Here is a 20,610-nt window from a genome sequence, read left to right as displayed (position 1 = left end):
GTCAGTGCTCGCGCAGCACGGCCACACCGCCCGGTGGCAACCGCACCGCCTCGTCGACCGGGGTGGCGGTGAGCAGGTCGGTGCCGCGGGCCGGCACCTGCTGCGGGAGGTCGGTGTGGTTGAACAGGAACAGCCAGCTTCCGTGCGCACTGCGCCGCCGGACGGCCTCGACCCCTGCCGGTGCGCCCGGGCAGACCGGGGTGACACCGGCGCAGCGGGTCACCTCGTCGAGCAGCCGCCGGTAGGTGTCCGCGTCCGGGCGGGTGGAGACGTACCAGGCGGTGCCCGCTTCGGCACGGTGCCGGGTGACGGCCGGTCGGCCGTCGAGCACCCCACCGGCGTACGAGTCGATCACCTCCGCGCCGGTCAGCCGCAGTGACTCCGTCCAGATCCGCCCACTGCCCCCGCCGCGCAGCCGTACCTGGTCGTGCTCGGCCAGCGGATGGAACTCCTCCACCCACATCCCGAGCAGGTCACGCAGTGCGCCCGGGTAGCCGCCGAGACGCACCCGGGCGTGTTCGTCGGCGACCCCGCTGAGGTAGGTGGCCAGCAGGTGCCCCCCGGCGGCGACATACTCGCGGACCCATTCGGCGGTGGTGTCGTCGATCAGGTACAGGGCGGGCAGGATCAGCAGCCGGTAGCCGTCGAGGGGGTCGCCGGGCGGCAGGATGTCGCAGCCGTACCCGGCGTGCCAGAGGGCCCGGTGGACGGCGGCGGTCTCCTGCCGGTGGTCGAGCCGGGGTGAGGGCAGGCCGGGGTGGTGCAACGCCCATCCGCTGGCGGCGTCCACCACCAACGCCACGCCGGCCTCGACCCGCCCCTCGACCTCGGCGAGCTGTTGCAGGGCGGCACCGAGTTCGGTCGCCTCCCGGAAGACCCGGCTGTCCGAGCCGACGTGGGGCACCAACGCGGAGTGGAAACGCTCCGCACCCCCGGCGGGGGCCCGCCACTGGAAGAACATCGCCCCCCGCGAGCCCCGGGCCACATGGGCCAGGCTGTGCCGCAACATCCGGCCGGGTTCCTTGGTGTGCATCCGACCGGGGGTCTGGATGTGACCCGGTGCGCTCTCCATCAACAGCCAGGCCCCGGCGGGGTCCCGGCTGCCGTGCCGGGCCCAGCCCCGGGCCAGGTCACCGACCAGGGCGGTCTGTTCCTCCGCGCCGATGTCGACCGCCGAGGGGTAGTGGTCGACCGCGACCAGGTCCACCTCGCCGGCCCACCGGGCGTGGTCGACCGGCACCCAGTCGCCGAGCACGTAGTTGGTGGTGATCGGCAGGGCCGGGTTGGCGGCGCGCAGCAGGTCCCGCTGCTCCCGGTAGGCGGCCAGCAGGGTGTCCGACCAGAAGCGGCGGAAGTCGAGCAGGTGGCCGGGGTTGGCCAGGTACTGGGTGGCGCGGGGGGTGCTGATCTGCGCCCAGTCGCTGTAGTGCTGGCTCCAGAAGCTGGTGCACCAGGCCTCGTTGAGGGCGGCCAGATCACCGTGGCGGTCGGCCAACCAGCGGCGGAACGCCTGGGCGGTGTGTTCGCAGTGGCAGATGGTGCCGTACTCGTTGTGCACGTGCCACAGCGCCAGGGCCGGATGGTGGGCGTACCGGTCCGCCAGGGCCCCGGCGATGCGTAGCGCGGCGGCGCGGTAGGCCGGTGCGGCGGCGCAGTAGGTGTCCCGGCTGCCGTGGTGCAGGCGTACCCCCTCGGGGGTGACCGGCAGGGCCCCCGGGTGGGCGACGGAGAACCAGGGTGGCGGGGAGGCGGTCGGGGTGGCCAGCGCTACCCGGATGCCGCCGGCGTGCAGCAGGTCGAGTACCTCGTCCAGCCAGTCGAAGGTGTACCGGCCGGGGGCCGGTTCCAGGCGGGACCAGGCGAACACCCCGACGGTGACCAGGTTGACCCGGGCCTGGCGCATCAGGGCGATGTCCTCGGCCCACACCGACGGCGGCCACTGTTCCGGGTTGTAGTCACCGCCGAAGCAGAGCCGACCGTCGTCGAACATGCCACCACCGTCCATTTAGTTTGCGGCCCGTCCAAACTAGGAAGCGGATCTGCCCATGTCAAACACGACCGATACTTCCGCAACCGGTGATGTCGTTGACAGTTCGTTGGAAAGTTAAAGAAACTGTCGGCATCCCCTGAGCTGTCGTTCGAGGAGTCGCCGATGCCGTACCGACCACGGATGCCCGTACCCCGCCCGGCCCGGTCGCGGAGCGCTGCTCGCCGGGCGCGGCGAGGAGTTTGCGGGGACCGGCGCCACGACTAGCATTAGTTGGGTTTCCAATCGAATAGGCCGATCGACGACGATCCGTCCCAGGACAGGCAAGAGCCAGCGCGGCCGGTGGCGTGCCCGGCCCCGCCAGGCGGTACGCGATGATGGACGCACGCCGCGACACCGGCGCAGAGAGCGGGCAGATCGTGATCAGCATCCACAGCGAGCCGCAGCCCACCGACCTCGGTGACGTGCGGATCGCCAACCGGGCGGTCGTGCTGCGACACGTCCGTCTGCACGCCCCCTGTTCCCGAGCCGACATCGCCGCGCGTACCGGTCTGAACAAGGCCACCGTCTCCAGCCTGGTCGCCGAACTGATCGACCAGCGGCTGCTGCGCGAGACCGGGCTGACCGAGAACCGGGTCGGCCGCCCCGCGACCATGCTGGTGCTCGACGGCGAGCCGTACGCCGCCCTGGGCCTACAGATCGGTGCCGACGAACTCGTGGCGGTCGCCATCGACCTGGCCGGCAACCGCCTGCTGACCTGGCGGCGGGCCTTCACCCCCGGCACGGTCTCCGCCACCGAGACCCTGCGCGCGCTGGCCGCCCTGGCCCGGCGCGCGATCGGGCGGGTCGCCGCGCAGGGCCGTACCGTGCTGGGCCTCACCGTCGGGGTGCCCGGACTGGTCGATCCGGCCGGCACGGTGCCCTCGGCCACCGCCCTGGGCTGGCAGGAGGTTCCGGTCGCCGCCGACCTGCGCGCCGCACTGCGGGAACCGGCCTTCACCATCGGTGTCGACACGGTGGCCAACCTGGCCGCCCTGGCCGAACAGCGGCACGGCGGTCACGCCGGCACCGCCGACCTGGTGCACCTGACCGGCGGCCTCGCCATCGGCGCCGGCATCATCGCCGACGGCCGGCTGCTGCGCGGAGGGCGGGGTTTCGCCGGTGAGATCGGCCATCTGTGCCTGGACCCCGCCGGCCCGCCGTGTTTCTGCGGCAACCGGGGCTGCCTGACCGCCCTGGTCGGCCTACCTGCGGTGGTACGCCGACTGCTGCCCGACGTCGAGGTCGACGGCCCGGTCACCGACTACCTGCCGGAGGTGCAGCGGATCGTGGCGCTGGCCCGGCAGGAGGATCCCGCCGTGCTCAGCGGGCTGGCCGAGATCGGCCGGCACCTGGGGCGGGGGGTGGCCGTCCTGGTCGACCTGCTCAACCCGGAGGCGGTGGTGGTGGGTGACCACCTCGCCACCCTGGCGCCCTGGCTGCTGCCGGCGGCCCGGTCCGGGCTGTCCGCCCGCGCGCACGCACCCGGCGCCGGCGGCTGCCGGCTGGACGCCTCCACCCTGGACACCGCGGCGGCGCTGGGTGGCGCCACCGCCGCCCTGGCCGGGGTCGAAGCCGGACGCCTGCCGGCCCGCTGACCCGGGCGTCACCGCCACCGCGGTCGAGTCTTGACCGGACCCGCCCCGGGTGCCAACCTCGAAGCGAGCCGCTCCGCTAGGGCACCCGGGGCGGCTTGCTTTCCACGGTTTGTCGAAGCGCTTCACCAGCGTCCGGGCCGACGACCGTCATCCCACCCTGACCTGCGATGCCGCTCGGCCGACGGTCGTCGAAGCGCTTCGACCCTCGGCGTGCCGGGCACTGGAAGGCGAACCACCATGACCGACCGCAGCACGCCCTCCCCCCAGACACGCGTCGACGACCTGGTCGCCCAGCTGACCCTGCCGGAGAAGCTCGGCCTGCTGCACCAGTGGCAGGCGCCGGTGCCCCGGCTCGGCCTGCCCGGCTTCCGTACCGGCACCGAGGCGTTGCACGGTGTCGCCTGGCTGGGACCGGCCACCGTCTTCCCCCAGGTGATCGGCCTGGCCAGCACCTGGAACCCCGAGCTGATGCGGGCCGTCGGGGTCGCCGTCGGCGAGGAGGTACGCGCCAAACACCACGCCGACCCGCACCGGGTCGGCCTCAACGTGTGGGCGCCGGTGGTCAATCCGCTGCGGGACCCCCGCTGGGGACGCAACGAGGAGGGCTGGTCGGAGGATCCGTGGCTGACCGGCGCCCTGGCCACCGCGTACGCCCAGGGGTTGCGCGGTGACCATCCGCAGCGGCTGCGCACCGCCCCCACGGTCAAACACTTCCTGGCCTACAACAACGAGACCGACCGGGCCACCACCTCCAGCGACCTGCCGCCCCGGGTGCTGCACGAGTACGAACTACCGGCCTTCCGCGCCCCCATCGCCGCCGGGGCGGCGGTCGCCGCGATGGCCTCCTACAACCTGGTCGACGGGGTGCCGGCACACCTGAGCCCGCTGATCGAGACCGAGTTGCGCCGGTGGGCGCCCGGCGAGGTGCTGGTCGTCGGCGACGCGGGGGCGGTCAGCAACCTGGCCGGGGTGCAGCGCCACCTGCCCGATGACGTCAGCGGCTTCGCCGCCGCCCTGCGCGCAGGCATCGACAGCTTCACCGAGGACGACACCGACAGCGAACCCACCCGGGCCCGCCTGACCGAGGCCCTGCGGCAGGGACTGATCAGTGTGGCGGAGGTGGACCGGGCGGTACGGCGCATCCTCACCCTGCGCTGGCGGCTGGGTGACCTGGACCCCCCGCAGCACGACCCGTACGCCACGACCACCACCGAGGTGATCGACTGCCCGGCGCACCGCCGACTGGCCCTGCAGACCGCCCGACAGAGCGTGGTGCTGCTGCGCAACGAGGGTCTGCTGCCCCTGGCCGCACCACCCCGCATCGCCGTACTCGGCCCCCTGGCCGACACCGTCCACGCCGACTGGTACAGCGGCACCCTGCCGTACGCGGTGACCCTGCGCGAGGCCCTGGCCGCCCGCGCGCCGCAGGTCACCACCCATCCGGGTACCGACCGGATCGCCCTGCGGGTGGCCCAGGGCTACGTGGGCTGCCCGGACGACCCCGCCGGCGGCCCGCTCACCGTCGGGGCCGAACCCACCTGGTTCGACGTGTTCGACTGGGGCCGGGACACGGTGGCGCTGCGGGCCGTCGGCAACGGCCGCCATGTCGGCGCCGACGACGAAGGGGTGCTGGTCAACGACCGCCCGGGACCGGGCGGCTGGGTGGTGCGGGAGACCTTCCAGTTCGACCTGCTGCCCGACGGCACGGTGCTGCTGCGGCACCTGGCCACCGACCGGTACGTCACCCTCGACACCGAGGGACGGCTGCGGGTCGACGGCGACAGCCCACGGGCCGGTACCGCCTTCGGCATCGAACTCGGTGTCGACGGGGCGGCCGAGGCCGCCGCGCTGGCCGCCGCCGCCGACGTGGCCGTGGTGGCGCTGGGCAACCACCCGATGGTCAACGGGCGGGAGACCGAGGACCGGGTGGACCTGGCCCTGCCGGCCCGGCAGGAGGCGATGCTGCGGGCCGTGTACGCCGCCAACCCCCGTACCGTGCTGGTGCTGACCAGCAGCTACCCGTACGCGATCGGCTGGGCGCAACAGCATCTGCCGGCAGTGTTGTGGTCGGCCCACGGTGGACAGGAACACGGCAACGCCCTGGCCGAGGTGCTGCTCGGCGACGCCGAACCGGGGGGCCGGCTCACCCAGACCTGGTACGCCGACACCGCTGAGCTGCCCGACCTGCTCGACTACGACGTGATCGGCGCCGACTTCACCTACCTGTACTACCGGGGCGAGCCGCTGTACCCCTTCGGACACGGTGAGTCCTACACCCGCTTCGACTACACCGACCTGCGGCTGAGCGCCACGTCCGTGCCGGTAGGCACCGACATCGAGGTGCGGGTGGACATCACCAACAGCGGCGAGCGGGCCGGTGAGGAGGTGGTGCAGCTCTACACCCGGCAGCGCCGCTCCCGGGTCAAGCAGCCGCTGCGGCAGCTGCGGGACTTCACCCGGGTCACCCTGGCGCCCGGGGAGTGCCGGACGGTCACCTTGCGGCTGCGCAGCGCGGAGCTGGGCTGGTGGGACGTCGAACAGGGCCGCCAGGTGGTGGAGGACGCCACCCACACCGTGCTGGTCGGACGCTCCGCCACCGATGTGCGGCTCACCGGCATCGTGGCCGTACGCGGTGAACCCCTGTCGTCGGAGTCGCGGATGCCCAGCACGAGCGGGGTCCGGTGAGCGGGCGCGGACGGATCGCGTCCGGGCAGCCGACCATCGCCGACGTGGCCCGGCACGCCGGGGTGGCGGTGAGCACGGTGTCGTACGTGCTCAGCGGCAAACGGGCCATCTCCGAGGTGACCCGCAGCCGGGTACTGTCCAGCATCCGGGTGCTCGGCTACCACCCCAACGCCGGGGCCCGGGCCCTGGCCAGCCGCCGGGCCAACGTGATCGCGTTGGTGCTGCCGCTGCGCTCGGGCATCCAGGTGCCGGTGGTGATGCAGTTCGCCACCGCGGTGGTGACCTCGGCTCGCCGCCACGACCACGACGTGCTGCTGCTCACCTCCGACGAGGGCCCGGAGGGGCTGCGCCGGATCGCCGCCGGTGCCCTGGTCGACGGGGTGCTGGTGATGGATGTGGAGCTGCACGACGTACGGGTGCCGCTGCTGCGGCAGTTGGGGCGGCCCAGCGTCCTGATCGGCCTGCCCGCCGACACCTGCGAGTTGACCTGTGTGGACCTGGACTTCCACCGGGCGGGGCAGCTGTGCGTGGAGCACCTGGCGGGCCTCGGTCACCGGCGGATCGCCCTGCTCGGTGCGCCGGCCGCCGTCTACGACCGGGGCACCGGGTTCGCCCACCGCACCCGGGCCGGGGTGATCGAGGCGGCGGCCCGCCACGGTGTCGAGGCGGTGACCCTGCCCTGTGAGGAGAACGCCGCCGACGTCCACCATCGGGTGGTCGGGTTGTTCGCCCGCCACCCGGACATCTCGGCGTTGATCGTGCAGAACGAGGCCGCGGTCGGGCCGATGCAGGCGGCCCTGGCCGCCTTGGGCCGTCGGGTGCCCGAGGAGGTGTCCGTGGTGGCGGTCTGCCCGGAGCAGTTCGCCGAACATGCCAGCCCTCGGTTGACCTGTGTGCCGGTGCCCGCGGAGGAGATCGGCCGGCAGGCGGTGTCCCTGGTGATGGGCAAACTCCGCGACGAGCCCGTACCGGAGGTCACCCTGCTGCCGCCCCGGCTGACCGTACGCGACAGCACCGCCCGAGCGGCCCACTAGACTGCCCGTTCGATGGACGCCGAGCCCGCCACCGACACCCGCCCCTGCGCCCACTGCGGTGCCGACGTGCCGCAGCGGGCCGGCGCCGGCCGGCCCTTCCGCTACTGCCGGGACAACGACGGCGCCTGCCAGCGGGCCTCCCGCAACAGCCGGATGCGGCACCGCAACGCCCCCGGTCTGCCCGGTCAGGTGGCCCGCACCTGGGAGGCGGTGGATCGCCTCGACCAGGTCGTGCAGACCCTGACCGAGGCCCTGCACGCCGAGTTGTCCCCGGCGGGGGTGGAACGGCAACTGGCGCAGGTCCGGGCGGATACGGCCGCCGCGGTCGCGGCCGCGCAGACCGAACGGGACGAGGCGATCCGGGCGGCCGAGGACGCCGCCGCCCGGGCCGAGCGGGACCGGCGGCAGGCCCAGGCCGCCACCGCCGACCGGGACACCGCCCGCGCCGAGGCCGACCAGGCCGGGCAGCGGGCGGACGCCGCCGACGCGCGGGCCGCGCAGGCGCAGGCCGACCGGGACACCGCCCGTCGGGCCGCGGTCGCCGCCGAGGCGCTGCGGGCCCAGGCCGAGACCGACCGGGACACCGCCCGCACCCAGGTGGCGGCCCTGCGGGCGGAGTTGGACGCCGAGCGGGGTCGCAGCGCCACGCTGATCGCCGAACGGGACACCGCCCGCGCCGAGGCCCACCGTGCGGAGGTCTCCGCCGCCGAGGCCACCGCCCGGGTCGAGGCGCTGCGCTCCGAGGTGGAGCAGTCCCGGGTCCAGGCACAGCAGGCCCAGGCCGACCTGGCCCAGTTGCGTACCGAGGCCGAGGATCTGGCGGCGCGGCTGACCGCGGTGCGCGCCGACCTCGATCAGGCGCAGCAGGCGCGGGCCCAGGCCGAGGCGGACCGGCAGCGGGCGCAGGCCACGGCCCGTCAGGTCGGCCTGGATCTGGCGGCCGCGCTGGCCGACACGGATTCGTTGCGTGCCGACCTGGCCGCCGCCGTGGCCCGCGTGGAGGCCCTGCGCGCCGAGGTGGCTGCCGGGCAGCAGGCGGCGGCGGAGGCCGACGGTCGGGAGGTGCGGCAGGCGCAGTTGTTGCGGGCGGTCGAGGCGGACCGTGACGAGGCCCGTCAGCGGGTCGCCCAACTGGCCGGTCAGGTCGCCGAGTTGGCCACCGCCCTGACCCGCAACGTCTCCGCCGGCTGACCCTGCGCCCTCGGGTGGCGAGGCGTGCCGTCGCCTCGGTGGCCCGGCGGGCTACCATTTGCGCTGACGGCGGCGGTCCGCCGCCACGACCCGGCCGGGCGGACCCCGCCGGGCGGCTGCTGTGGCCGGTTACCCTTGACTGCGCACCCGCGGGTAGCGGGCCGTCCAGGCGTGGCCGCGGGAATGGCCCGACGAAGGCGGACCGTTACACCGACAGGACCAGCACCACCGAAGAGGGGAAGTCGATCATGGGCGAGCGTATGCTCCGCGGTAGCCGACTGGGCGCGGTCAGCTACGAATCCGACCGCAACACGGAGCTCGCGCCGCGGCAGACCCGCGAGTACCTGTGCGCCAAGGGCCACCAGTTCGAGGTTCCGTTCGCCGTCGACGCCGAGGTGCCCACCACCTGGGAATGCAAGTTCGACGGCAGCGTGGCCCGGCTGGTCGACGGCACCGAACCGGAGCAGAAGAAGGCCAAGCCGCCGCGTACCCACTGGGACATGCTGCTGGAGCGGCGTTCGATCGCCGAGCTGGAGGACATCCTCGAAGAGCGACTCCAGGAGGTCCGCACCCGCCGCGGTCGCGCCTGACCCGTCCGACGACGACGCCCCCGGGAGATCAACTCCCGGGGGCGTCGTCGTCGTTCTTTCCTCAGCGGGGTTCCACGATCTCACCCTCGATGGCCCGACCCTCGTCGCCCACCGGCGGAGCCGGTGGGCCCGGCGCGGCCGGTTCGGCTGCGCCGGTCTCCCCCGGCTGCTGGGGGGCACCCCGGTACACCCGCACCCGGCGAGGTCCGAACAGGTCACCGGCGGTCATCGACGACACCCGACGCTCGGCGGTCCGCTGCATGCCGCCGCGGGCCAGCCGGCGCACCGGCGGCACCAGCAACACCAGCCCCACCAGGCCGCTGACCAGACCGGGGGTCGCCAACAGCAGGGCACCGAGCAGACCCACCAGCCCGTCGGTCACCTGCCGACCCGGCGGCCGACCGGACTGCGCGGCCTCCCGGAACCCCCGCCAGGCGCGGATGCCCTCCCGCCGCAGCAACACCATGCCGAGCAGCGACGCCGCGAACACCATCAGGGTCGCCGCGCCGAAGCCGACCGCCCGGCCCACCAGCACGAACACGGCCAGCTCCACGAGCACGGAAACCAGCAGGGCCAACGGTACGAACCGCAGTGTCCGGCGCATCTCACCCCATCCGCCGTATGGCGTGTCATCGTCGGCGGCTGACCGGTGCGGCGCAGCCGTCCGCGTACCTCCAGCATGACACGACCCGGCTCACGGCCACCGGGCCTGCCCCGCCGTGACCGCCCGCCACCCGTGCCGCACGGCCGCCCGCCGGTCGTCGACCGCCCAGCCGGTGATCCGCCACAACGCCTCGACCACGATCAGCGGACTCATCTTGCTGGCGCCTCGTTCCCGCTCCGCGAAGGTGATCGGCACCTCCGTGATCCGGGCCCCGGCCCGATGCGCCAACCGGCACAACTCCACCTGGAAGGAGTAGCCCTGCGAACACACCGACTCCAGGTCCAGCAGGTCCAGCAGACTCGACCGGTAGACCCGGTAGCCGCCGGTGGCGTCGGCCACCGGCATCCCCAACGCCAGCCGCGCGTACAGGTTGCCGACCCGCGACAGCAGCAGCCGCCGCAGCGGCCAGTTCAGCACCCGGGCCCCCCGGGTCCACCGCGACCCGATCACCAGGTCGGCGTCCGCGGCGGCGGCCAGCAGCGCCGGCAGGTCCTGCGGGTCGTGGGAGCCGTCGGCGTCCATCTCCACCACGGCGTCGAACCCCCGCCGCCGCGCCCACCCGAACCCGGCCAGGTAGGCCGCGCCGAGACCCTGCTTCCCCTCCCGGTGCAGCACGTGCACCTGCCGGTCGGTACGGGCCAGGTCCTCGGCGATGTCGCCGGTGCCGTCGGGACTGTTGTCGTCGGCGACGAGCACCGCCACCTGCGGGGCGGCCCGCCGGATCCGCTCCACGATCGTGGATAGGTTGTCGGCCTCGTCGTAGGTGGGGATGACCACCAGTACCCGGCCCACCCCGGGCACCTCGTTCGTCGCCGGACGGATGTCGGTCTTCTGCATCACCGCTGCCTCCCTCGTGCCGGCGTGCGGATCTATTCGGGTCGCCGCCGCAGCACCACCGTGCCGGCCAGCGCCACCACGGCCAACCCGGCCAGCAGCACCTCCGGCAGCACCCCGATCCGGGTGGCCAGGGTGCGCCCCTCGGTCAGGGTCAGCTGCCGTACCACGACCGCGCGGGTGTTGAACCCGGTCGCGTCGCTTACCCGCCCGTCGGGGGTGACGAACCCGGACACCCCGACCGTGGAGGCCATCAGGGCGGGTCGGCCGTGCTCCACGGCCCGCAACCGCACCATGGCCAACTGCTGGCGGGCCTCGGCCTCGTCGAAGGTGGCGTTGTTGGTCTGCACCACCAGCAACTGGGCGCCACCGGTCACGGTGTCCCGGACCAGCCCGTCGTAGGCGACCTCGAAGCAGATCACGTCGCCGAGCACCACCGCCGGGGTACGCACCACCCCCGCCTCGGTGCCGGCGACGAAGTCGGCGCGTACCCGGTCGACCTGCTTGCTCACCATGCGGGCGAGATCCCGCATCGGCACGTACTCGGCGAACGGCACCGGATGCCGCTTGATGTACAGCTGGTCCAGATCCGGGCCCACCCCGGGACGCCACAGCAGCCCCGCGTTGCGCACCTGCCCCGGTTCCGGCCCGGACAACACCGCCCCGACCAGGATCGGTACCCCGATGGCGTCCGCGGCGGCCGAGATCCGGGCACCGGCGGCCGGATTACGCAGCGGGTCGATGTCGCTGGAGTTCTCCGGCCACACCACCAGGTCGGGCCGTTCCCGCTGACCGGCGCCGACCTGGGCGGCCAGCTCGATCGTCGCGTCGACGTGGTTGTCGAGCACGGCCTGCCGTTGGGCGTTGAAGTCCAACCCCAGGCGCGGCACGTTGCCCTGCACGATGGCGACGGTCACCTGTGCACCGGAACCGGCGGTGTGCACCGGCACCAGCAGGGCCCCGGTGAGCAGCACCACCACCGCGGCCCCGGCCCCGGCGACCGGAACCCACAAGCGGGGCGGCCGCTGCTGCCGGCGGGCCTGGATCAGCCACCAACCGGCGGCGAGGAGCAGCCCACCGGTCAACGCCACCGCGAAGGTCACCAGGGGGGCACCACCGAGGGCGGCCAGGCGCAGCAACGGCGAACCGTCCTGACCGAACGCGAGCCGCCCCCACGGGAACCCGCCGAACGGGGTGCGGTCCCGCAGCGCCTCCTGACCCACCCACAGCACCCCGGTCACCACCGGCCACACCGGCGGGAACCGGTCGACCAGCGGCGACACCCACGCCGTCGCCGCACCCAGCAACGCCAGGTAGACGGCCTGCAACAGCGACAACAACACCCACGGCAGGTAGCCGGTGTGCAGGTTCGTCCAGGCCAGCAACGGCGCGAACAGGGCCACACCGGTCACGAACCCCAGTCCGGCGCCGGCGCGCAGCCGCCGCCGGTGAGTGGCCGCGGCCAGCAGGGCCACCCCCACCGGCGCCAACGGCCACCACCCGTACGGCGGGAAGGCCAGCAGCAACGCCAACCCGGCGGCCACCGCCATGGCCAGCGCCACCGGCAGCGGCACCGCAGGCAGGCGAGACGGTGAGGTGGCCGCGACACCAGGGTCCACGGTCGTCACGGGCGAATCGGGCGCGGTCACGCGCCGAAGGCTACCCGCCCCGACCCCCGGCCCGTATGACCGGCCGGGCCGCCGGTGGCCCTCAGCGGCGGCGGGCCAGCAGCACCGCGTCGTGCACCGAGATCTCACGGCCCTGCGGGTCCACCGTCGTACGGGGCCGGGCCTGCGCCACCAGCACCTCGAACCGCTGCGGGTCCAGGTCGGCGGCCACCTGCTCGGCGGTGAACATCATCTCCGGGTAGTGCATCCGATGCGCGCGGGACCACAGATCCCGCGGGTGATGCCCGACGATCAGCAGCAGCCCACCCGGGGCGACCGCGGCGGCCAGCCGCGCGTACAACTCCCGGCGGTCCTGCGGCGGCAGGTGCATGAACTGCGCCGACACCAGGTCGTAGACGCCTTCCTTCACCTCGCCGTGCAGCAGGTCGGTGTGCACCCACTCGATGCGCTGCGCGACCTGCTCACCGGCCTCGCGGGCGTGCCGCGCGGCCCGCTCCAGCGCGGTGGTGGAGATGTCCACCCCGGTGACCCGCCAACCCCGTTCGGCCAGCCACACCGCGTCGGCACCCTCACCGCAGCCCACATCCAGGGCCCGGCCCGGGGTGACCTCGGACACCTCGGCCACCAGCTGCGGGTTGGGTCGGCCGCTCCACACCGTCGGCCGCTGCTGATACCGCTGCTCCCACCCGGCCTCGGTGAAGGCCTCCTCCCGCTGCCGCCGGTGCCGCGCCACCGCCGCCCGGGTGTCGGCCTCGACCAGGTCGGCGTTGATGGCCGCCGCGGCCGTGATCCCGGCGGCGGCGGACGGGATCACCTTCGCGGACAGGTCGGCGATGTTGCCGGCCACCCACACCCCCGGCACCGAGGTGGCACCCGAGGGCCCGGACGGCACCTGCGCACCGATCACCTGACCGAACATCTCCACCGGCTCGGCCGTCAACCCCAACGACGACAGCACCTGCGCCCGGGCGGTCATCCTGGTAGCCACCACCAGCACGTCACAGTCGACCTGCTCCCCGGAGGCCAGCCGCACCCCGGTCAGCCGGTCGACCTGCACCGTCAGCCCGGCCACCGGGCCCGGCACCACCGCCACCTCCAGGGCGGCCAACCACTCGGCCTCCTCGCCCTGCGGTGCCGGCTGGTCGTGCAGCAGGAGCAGCACCTGGTCACTCCACTGCCGCCACAGTCGCACCTGGTGGGCCGACAGCGGCCCGGTGGCCAACACGGCGATCCGCTTGTCGGCCACCTCCCACCCGTGGCAGTACGGGCAGTGCAGCACGTCCCGCCCCCACCGCTGCGCCAGGCCGGGCAGCGGAGGCAGTTCGTCGACCAGCCCGGTGGTGACCAGCAGCCGCCGGGCCCGGACCTGCCGGCCTTCGTCGACGGTGACCGTGAACTCCTCACCGACCCGGTCGAAGCCGGTGACCTGACCGGTCATCAGCTGCCCGCCGTAGCCGGTCACCTCCTCCCGGCTGATCGCCGCCAACCGGGCCGGTGGGGTCCCCTCCCGTCCGGGATAGGTGTGCACCCCGGCCGCCGGTGCGTTACGCGGCTCACCGGCGTCCACCACCAGCACCGAACGGCGCGCCCGGGCCAGCGTCAACGCCCCGGCCAGGCCTGCGGCCCCGCCGCCGACCACCACCACGTCGTACCTGTCGTCCATCCTGCGCTCCCCTTGTCGGTTTCGTGCGTCACCATCCACCCGCACCCCTACCGGCGACAAGTATTCTTGCCAACATGGCAAACGATGAGGCGGTGGTGCTGGCCGCGGTGGGTCCCCGCCTGCGGGCCCTACGCAAGAACCGGGGCACCACCCTGAGCGAACTCGCCGACACCACCGGCATCTCGGTGAGCACCCTGTCCCGCCTCGAATCGGGACACCGCCGCCCCACCCTGGAACTGCTGCTGCCCCTGGCCCGCGCCCACCAGGTGCCCCTGGACGAACTGGTCGGCGCACCCGCCGTCGGCGATCCCCGGATCCGGCCCCGCCCGATCGTCCGCCACGGCATGACCTTCCTGCCCCTGACCCGCCGCCCCGGTGGACTACAGGCCTTCAAACAGATCCTGCCCCCACACAGCCCCGCCGAGACACGACTTCAGTCCCACGAAGGCTACGAATGGCTCTACGTGCTCTCCGGGCGGCCACGCCTGCAACTCGGCGAACACGACCTGATGCTGGAGGCCGGCGAGGTCGCCGAATTCGACACCCGCACCCCGCACCGCGTCAGCAACCCCGGCCCCGAACCCGCCGAGGTGCTCAGCCTGTTCGGCCCGCAGGGCGAACGCCTGCACGTACGGGCCCGACCCGCCACCGACTGACCCGGCAACCAAGTCGGGGCGCGGCATACGCCGCGCCCCGATGCTCCCAGGCCCCTTCCACGGCCGGTGTGGCGAGAACGAGACACCTCGACCTTCGGACCGACCGGACGGCGACTGGCTGCCCCCGTCGGGCCGTTGTCTACTGGCCGTGCACCTCACCCTGCCCGTACACCGGTAATCGCGGCCGGTTCGCGCCGCCCCGCCGACCCCCGCCCGCTGGACCTGGCCGCCGCGACACCATCTCGCTCGGCCAGCGGACGAAGGGACGAAGCGAACAACAGCCACTTCCCGTGGTAGGACTCAAAGACGGTACGTGGCCCACCCCCGCCCTTGTCAACCCGCCACCGCCGAGTCGCCCCCACACCCCGGCGTGTCGCCGCCACCGGAAGGACCGAGCAGCGGTCGCAACAGGCCCCGGGCCGCCACCGGATACTCCCCCACCAGCAGCCCCGCCGCCGCCAACACATAGTCCACATCCACCACCGGCCGCGCCGCCCGCGGCAACGCCCACCCACCGGCATGATCGGTCAACACCGCCCCCAACACACCTTCGGCCACCTCCTGCGGGGCGTGCCGCAACACCCCACCCGAACCCACCACCAACCGCACATCCCGCAGATCACGCCCTGACCGCTCCCCCGTACCCACCCCACGGGCATGTCGCCGCAACGCCACAGTCGCCGCCAACGCCGCGATCCGCGCATCCACCGCCCGCCCGGCCGCATCCACGGGTAGAAACCCCGGATCGGCGGCCCGCCGCGCCGCCTCCCCCACCAACTCGGCCCCCTCCGGCTCCCCCAGCAGCCGCTCCTCGACCGCCGCCCGCACCACCTGCGGGGCGCTCCACCGCATCCCCAGATCACCCTCGACCGTGCGGGCCCGCCACAACGAACCCGCCACCTCCCGACCCGGCCCACTGGCCCGCTCGTCCGGCGTCAACACCGAATACACATCCGTGGTGGCCCCACCCACATCCACCACCACCAGATCACCCCCGGCCAGCTCCGCCAACGCCTCCACTCCGGTCAACACCGCATCCGGGGTGGCCGCCCGCACCAACCGAGCGAACCGCCGCCCCCGCGACAGCCGCTTCCCCCCGATGACATGCCGCAGGAACACCTGACGGATCGTCTCCCGCGCCGAGGCCGGCGCCAACACCCCGATCCGCGGCAAAACGTTGTCGGCCACCGTCACCGGCACCCCCGCCCGCGCCAACACCGCCTGCAACTCGTCGCGGACCGCCACATTGCCGGCCAACACCACCGGCACCCGGAACCGGGCCCGCGCCAACCGGTTCGCATTGTGAGTCAGCGTCTCGGCGTCCCCACCGTCGGTGCCACCGACCAGCAACACCACATCCGGGCGGGCCGCCCGCAACGCCGTCAACTCGGCCCGACCCAGCCGACCGGCCGCCACATGCACCACATCCGCGCCCGCCGACAACCCGACCCGCCGACCCGCCTGCGCCGTCACCAGCGGCTCATACCCCACCACCGCCAGCCGCAGCCCACCCCCCGCCGAGGAACACACCAACCACGGCACCTCCGGCGACCAGCGACCCGCCAACGCCGCCCCGACCGCCGCCTCCAGGCCGTGCCACACATCCGTGTCCACCGACGTACGCGCCGACGCCGACGCCACCAGACCACACCCGTCGAGGTCCACCACCGACACCTTGGTGAACGTCGACCCCACGTCGGCGCAGACCGCTACCCTCACACCACCGGCGGAACGACCACCGTGCCGGTCGCCGTCACCGCCACCACCGGCTCCGCCAGCACCTCCGCCGCCGACCCACCACGATCCGGACGCCCCCGACACACCACCCGCGCCTCGAAATCAACAGTGCGGCTACGGGTACCCACCCGGGTCACCGTCGCCACCACCTCCACCACATCCCCCGCCCGGATCGGCGCCCGGAACTGCACCTCCGAATAGGAGGCGAACAAACCCTCATCCCCATCCGTACGGATACACACCTCCGTGGCCACATCACCGAACAACCCCAACGCGTACGCCCCGTCGACCAGATCCCCGGCGTAATGCGCATGCGAATACGGCACATACCGCCGATGCGTCACCGTCAACCCGACCCGCGAATCAGTCATCACTTCACCCTCTTGTCCGTGATCAACGCATGGACCAGGTAACTGGCCACCTCACCCGGCGTCGTCCCCCGACCGAAAATCCGATCCACCCCCAACTCGGCCGCCATCGACTCGTCGAACCGCGGCCCACCCACGATCAGCAACGGCCGCCGATCAGCCGGCAACGCCTCCCGGAACGCCGCCGACATCTCCCGCGTGTTGTGCAGATGCGCATCCCGCTGCGTCACCACCTGCGACACCAACACCGCATCCGCCCGCTCCGCCCGCGCCGCCTCCACCAACTCCGGCACACTCACCTGCGCACCCAGATTCGTGACCTTCAACTCCCGGTAATACTCCAACCCCTTCTCACCGGCGATCCCCTTCACATTCAGAATCGCGTCGATGCCCACCGTGTGCGCATCCGTGCCGATACACGCCCCCACCACGGACAACTTCCGCCGCAACCGCCGCTTCACCACCGCATTGACCTCCTTGGCGCTCAGCAGCGGAAAATCCCGCTCCACCACCTGCACCTTCGCCAGGTCCACCAGATGATTCACCCGCCCATACACCACGAAGAACGTGAACCCCTCACCGATCGGCTTGGCGTGCACCAACATCGCCGGGTCCATCCCCATCTTGTTGGCCAACTGCACCGCCGCACCCTCGGCCCGCTTGTCATGCGGCACCGGCAACGTGAACGACACCTGCACCATGCCGTCCCCCGTGGTGTCCCCGTACGGCCGCACCACCGTCTTCTCACTCATGCCGTGCCGGCTGGGCATGCCCGCACGGCCCTCGCTCCACTCGGTGCGTTCACTCATGCCGACTGCTCCAGGATCTCCGTGGCCGGGTTGTAGTAATCCGCCTCATGCCGCGCCACCCCGGCCAACCCCTTACCCCGGTCCGACGGCCGCTTCATGATCCCGAAAGTGCCCTCCGCGATCGCCGTCAACAACGACTGCTCACCGATGCGCTCCAACAGGTCCACCGCCTCACCCAACACCCGGTGGGCACGCTGCTGAATGAACCCACCCGACGCCGGCACGAAATCCTCATGCAACCCACCGGCCGCCCCCAGCACATACCGCACGTTCTGCAACGCGATGTCCCGATCCGACAACCACGGCGTCACCACCGCCTCGGTCATCATCCCCACCAGCAGAATGCCCTGCCCCGTCAGCGTGCCCACCAGGTTGAAGAACCCGTCGAGCAGATTGCCCCGGAACACGTCACCGGTCATGTGCTTCGTCGGCGGCATCCACTTCAACGGCGCATCCGGAAACAACTCCCGCGCCAACAACGCGTGCGCCAACTCCAACCGCAACGACTCCGGCACATCCGGATTGATCTCGAACGCGTGCCCCAACCCCAGCTGCCAGTCCGCCAACCCCGCCTCATGCGCGAAATACTCGTTCAACAACTGCGACACCGTCACCGTGTGCGCCTCATCCACCGCATCAGCAGTGGTCAGATAGTTGTCCTCACCGGTGTTGATGATGATCCCCGCCCGGGCATGCACCTGCCGCGAGAACCGCTGATCCACGAACGTACGAATCGGATTGATGTCCCGGAACAGAATCCCGTACATGGAGTCGTTGAGCATCATGTCCAACCGCTCAAGACCCGCCAGGGCCGCCATCTCCGGCATACACAACCCCGACGCGTAATTCGTCAGCCGCACATACCGACCCAACTCCTTGGAGGACACATCCAACGCCGCCCGCATCAGGCGGAAGTTCTCCTGGGTGGCGTACGTGCCCGCGAACCCCTCCCGGGTCGCCCCCTCCGGCACATAATCCAACAACGACTGCCCCGTCGACCGGATCACCGCGATCACATCCGCCCCGGCCCGCGCCGCCGCCTGCGCCTGCGGAATGTCCTCGTAGATGTCCCCCGTAGCCACGATCAGATAAATCCACGGCCGCCGCACCGGATCACCGAACCGCCGCACCAGGCGCTCCCGCTCCGCCCGCCGCCGATCGATCTGCCGAACCCCCGCACCCACCGCCCTACGCGCCGCCCGCCGAGCCGCCGTCGCCGCCTTCCCCGACGGCACCTCGAACCGCACCGACCCCGCCGCCGCCTTCTGCGCCAACAACGTCACATCGGTGAGCTGCTCACGCGCCAGGGCATCGAACATCGGCACCGCCACCCCATGCCCCAAACCCACATCCGCCACCACCGCATCCACCAGCCGGTTCACCCACGGAATGCCATCCGGATCCGCCCCGACCACCCCCGCCAACCGCAACACCGCCCGCTCCACCGACACCGTCGTATGGCTACGCGCCAACTCCACCACCGGCTGCCCCGCCCGACGCGCCAACTCCCGCGCCCGCGCCACCAACACCGGATCCAGATCAAGCTTGCCCGTCACGACAGCCCTTCCCGCTGAAAGATCACATCACCACGCAACACCGTCGCCTGACACACCGGCAACGGCGTCGGATCCTGCGCCCCCCGCAACTCCGGATCCTCCGCCTGCAACACCGGCAGACCTCTCTCCAACCCCGCCGGAGTCGACCACACCGCAAACGTCGCCGGCGCCCCCAACGCCAACACCCCCTCACTGTCCAGATGCACCGCCCGCCAACCACCCCGGGTGTGCGCCGCGAACGCCGCCCGCACCGTCATCCGCTGCACCGGACTGTGATGCGCCACCGCCGCCCGCACCGAACCCCACGGATCCAACGGCGTCACCGGCGAATCCGAACCGAACGCCAACGCCACCCCCACCCCGTGCATCGCCCCCATCGGATTCGACGCCAACGACCGCTCCAACCCCAACCGCGCCTCATACATCCGCCCCGCACCACCCCACAACCGGTCGAACGCCGGCTGCATCGACGCCACCACCCCGTACTCCACGAAACCGGCGATCAACCGCCGATCCATCACCTCCGCATGCTCCACCCGATGCCGCGCCGCCCGCACCCGATCCGTACCCAACCGCCGCGCCGCCCCCGCGAACCCCTCCAACACCGTCGAGATCGCCGCATCCCCGATCGCATGGAACCCGCCCTGCATCCCATGCGCCGCACAGTCCAACAGGTGATCACGCACCTGCTCCGCGCTCAGATACCCGTGCCCACACCCCTCACCGTCGACATACCCCCGCGACAAAAACGCCGTACGCGACCCCAGGGCACCGTCGGCGAACAGATCACCCCCCGCCCCCACCGCACCCAACTCCCGAGCCCGCGCCGCACCACCCAACTCACCCCAGTACCCGTACACCTCCGGCACCCCGGCACCCGAGACCGCCAACAACCCGATGAAATCCTCCTCGTCGGAGATCTCCGGCCCACCACACTCATGCACCGCCGCGATCCCCAACGACGCCGCATGCTCCAGAGCCACCCGCTGCGCCGCCACCCGCTGCGCCCGCGTCACCGACCCCCGCGCCGCCGCCCGCACCACATGATGCGCGTCCAACCGCAACCAACCCGACCCGTCATACCCGGACACCCCCGCCGCCTGCGGACACGCCGCCAACAACGCCGAAGACACCAACGCCGAATGAATCGACGCCTGCGACAGATACACCCGCCGCCCACCGGCCGCCCGCCCCAACTCCGCCGCCGAAGGCGGCTGCGGCACCACCCACGTCGACTCGTCCCACCCATGCCCCAACACCACCGCATCCGCCGGCAACCCCGCCGCGAACACCGACACCGCCTCCAACAACTCCCCGGCCGACCGCACCCCGGACAGATCCAACCCCGACAACGCCAGGCCGGTGTCACTGACATGCACATGCGCGTCCACGAAAGCCGGGGTCACCAACGCCCCACCCAACTCCACCACCCGGTCCGCCGGCGGCGCATCCGCATCCGCCCCCAACCAGACAATCCGCCCATCCCGCACCAACAACGCCGTAGCGGAAGGATCCGCCGGACAATGCAACACGCCACCGCGGAACAACGTCGAGGGGTTCTTCGTCATGGC

16 protein-coding genes are annotated in these 20,610 nt (G+C 72.4%); 6 read left to right on the top strand and 10 right to left on the bottom strand.

The annotated features are described in order from the left end of the window. Position 1: 1 nt before the first annotated feature. Positions 2 to 1,990 carry a beta-galactosidase gene (locus ACLQ2T_RS13290; RefSeq protein ID WP_425766354.1) on the bottom strand — a complete coding sequence of 663 codons (1,989 nt, stop codon included), beginning with the start codon at positions 1,988 to 1,990 and terminating at the stop codon, positions 2 to 4. Positions 1,991 to 2,361: 371 nt separating this feature from the next. Between ACLQ2T_RS13290 and ACLQ2T_RS13285 the strand changes: the two genes are divergently transcribed. The 5 genes from ACLQ2T_RS13285 (at position 2,362) to ACLQ2T_RS13265 (ending at position 9,124) form a co-directional block, all read left to right on the top strand. After that, on the top strand, positions 2,362 to 3,624 hold the full coding sequence (locus ACLQ2T_RS13285; RefSeq protein ID WP_425766353.1) for an ROK family transcriptional regulator: 1,263 nt from the start codon (positions 2,362 to 2,364) through the stop codon (positions 3,622 to 3,624). 237 nt (positions 3,625 to 3,861) lie between these two features. After that, on the top strand, positions 3,862 to 6,309 hold the full coding sequence (locus ACLQ2T_RS13280) for a beta-glucosidase (RefSeq protein WP_425766352.1): 2,448 nt from the start codon (positions 3,862 to 3,864) through the stop codon (positions 6,307 to 6,309). Next, positions 6,306 to 7,343 carry a LacI family DNA-binding transcriptional regulator gene (locus ACLQ2T_RS13275; RefSeq protein WP_425766351.1) on the top strand — a complete coding sequence of 346 codons (1,038 nt, stop codon included), beginning with the start codon at positions 6,306 to 6,308 and terminating at the stop codon, positions 7,341 to 7,343. The genes ACLQ2T_RS13280 and ACLQ2T_RS13275 overlap by 4 nt, the downstream gene beginning before the upstream one ends. 12 nt (positions 7,344 to 7,355) lie before the next feature. Next, the gene (locus ACLQ2T_RS13270; protein ID WP_425766350.1) at positions 7,356 to 8,534 is read left to right on the top strand and encodes a hypothetical protein; all 1,179 of its coding nucleotides are present in this window, start codon (positions 7,356 to 7,358) and stop codon (positions 8,532 to 8,534) included. Between the two features lie 248 nt (positions 8,535 to 8,782). Further along, positions 8,783 to 9,124, top strand: coding sequence for an RNA polymerase-binding protein RbpA (locus ACLQ2T_RS13265; protein WP_327025983.1), 342 nt, complete (start codon positions 8,783 to 8,785; stop codon positions 9,122 to 9,124). A 61-nt stretch (positions 9,125 to 9,185) separates the two neighbouring features. Here the strand turns inward: ACLQ2T_RS13265 and ACLQ2T_RS13260 are convergent, their stop codons facing one another. The 4 genes from ACLQ2T_RS13260 to ACLQ2T_RS13245 all read right to left on the bottom strand — a co-directional run bounded on the left by ACLQ2T_RS13260 (position 9,186) and on the right by ACLQ2T_RS13245 (position 13,913). Further along, positions 9,186 to 9,728 carry an FxsA family protein gene (locus ACLQ2T_RS13260; RefSeq protein WP_425766349.1) on the bottom strand — a complete coding sequence of 181 codons (543 nt, stop codon included), beginning with the start codon at positions 9,726 to 9,728 and terminating at the stop codon, positions 9,186 to 9,188. A gap of 90 nt (positions 9,729 to 9,818) precedes the next feature. Next, positions 9,819 to 10,625: a polyprenol monophosphomannose synthase gene (locus tag ACLQ2T_RS13255; RefSeq protein WP_425766638.1), complete on the bottom strand. Its 807-nt coding sequence runs from the start codon at positions 10,623 to 10,625 to the stop codon at positions 9,819 to 9,821. Between the two features lie 32 nt (positions 10,626 to 10,657). Beyond that, complete coding sequence (gene lnt / locus ACLQ2T_RS13250; RefSeq protein WP_425766637.1) at positions 10,658 to 12,250, bottom strand: apolipoprotein N-acyltransferase; 1,593 nt, start codon at positions 12,248 to 12,250, stop codon at positions 10,658 to 10,660. Positions 12,251 to 12,332: 82 nt separating this feature from the next. After that, a complete protein-coding gene (locus tag ACLQ2T_RS13245; protein WP_425766348.1) occupies positions 12,333 to 13,913 on the bottom strand; it encodes a methyltransferase domain-containing protein in 1,581 nt (526 codons plus the stop codon). Positions 13,914 to 13,987: 74 nt separating this feature from the next. On the opposite strand from ACLQ2T_RS13245, the gene ACLQ2T_RS13240 reads away from it, so the two are divergent. Next, positions 13,988 to 14,569 (top strand): helix-turn-helix domain-containing protein, encoded by a 582-nt coding sequence (locus tag ACLQ2T_RS13240; RefSeq protein WP_425766347.1) that lies wholly within the window; start codon positions 13,988 to 13,990, stop codon positions 14,567 to 14,569. A 333-nt stretch (positions 14,570 to 14,902) separates the two neighbouring features. Here ACLQ2T_RS13240 and ACLQ2T_RS13235 read toward each other — a convergent pair whose 3' ends face one another. Genes ACLQ2T_RS13235 through ACLQ2T_RS13215 form a run of 5 tightly spaced genes read right to left on the bottom strand, consistent with a single transcriptional unit; the run spans position 14,903 to position 20,607 of the window. Further along, positions 14,903 to 16,288: a glutamate mutase L gene (locus ACLQ2T_RS13235; protein ID WP_425766346.1), complete on the bottom strand. Its 1,386-nt coding sequence runs from the start codon at positions 16,286 to 16,288 to the stop codon at positions 14,903 to 14,905. After that, positions 16,285 to 16,677, bottom strand: coding sequence for a hotdog domain-containing protein (locus ACLQ2T_RS13230; RefSeq protein WP_425766345.1), 393 nt, complete (start codon positions 16,675 to 16,677; stop codon positions 16,285 to 16,287). The genes ACLQ2T_RS13235 and ACLQ2T_RS13230 overlap by 4 nt, the downstream gene beginning before the upstream one ends. After that, a complete protein-coding gene (locus ACLQ2T_RS13225; RefSeq protein ID WP_425766636.1) occupies positions 16,677 to 17,426 on the bottom strand; it encodes an OAM dimerization domain-containing protein in 750 nt (249 codons plus the stop codon). The genes ACLQ2T_RS13230 and ACLQ2T_RS13225 overlap by 1 nt, the downstream gene beginning before the upstream one ends. Before the next feature lie 53 nt (positions 17,427 to 17,479). After that, positions 17,480 to 19,039, bottom strand: a complete 1,560-nt coding sequence (locus tag ACLQ2T_RS13220; RefSeq protein ID WP_425766344.1) for a lysine 5,6-aminomutase subunit alpha — start codon at positions 19,037 to 19,039, stop codon at positions 17,480 to 17,482. Beyond that, on the bottom strand, positions 19,036 to 20,607 hold the full coding sequence (locus tag ACLQ2T_RS13215) for an amidohydrolase (protein ID WP_425766343.1): 1,572 nt from the start codon (positions 20,605 to 20,607) through the stop codon (positions 19,036 to 19,038). The genes ACLQ2T_RS13220 and ACLQ2T_RS13215 overlap by 4 nt, the downstream gene beginning before the upstream one ends. Between the last annotated feature and the right edge of the window lie 3 nt (positions 20,608 to 20,610).

This window comes from Micromonospora sp. DT229 (assembly GCF_049844505.1).
Lineage (GTDB): Bacteria > Actinomycetota > Actinomycetes > Mycobacteriales > Micromonosporaceae > Micromonospora.
This window is presented reverse-complemented; position numbering and strand designations above follow the sequence as displayed.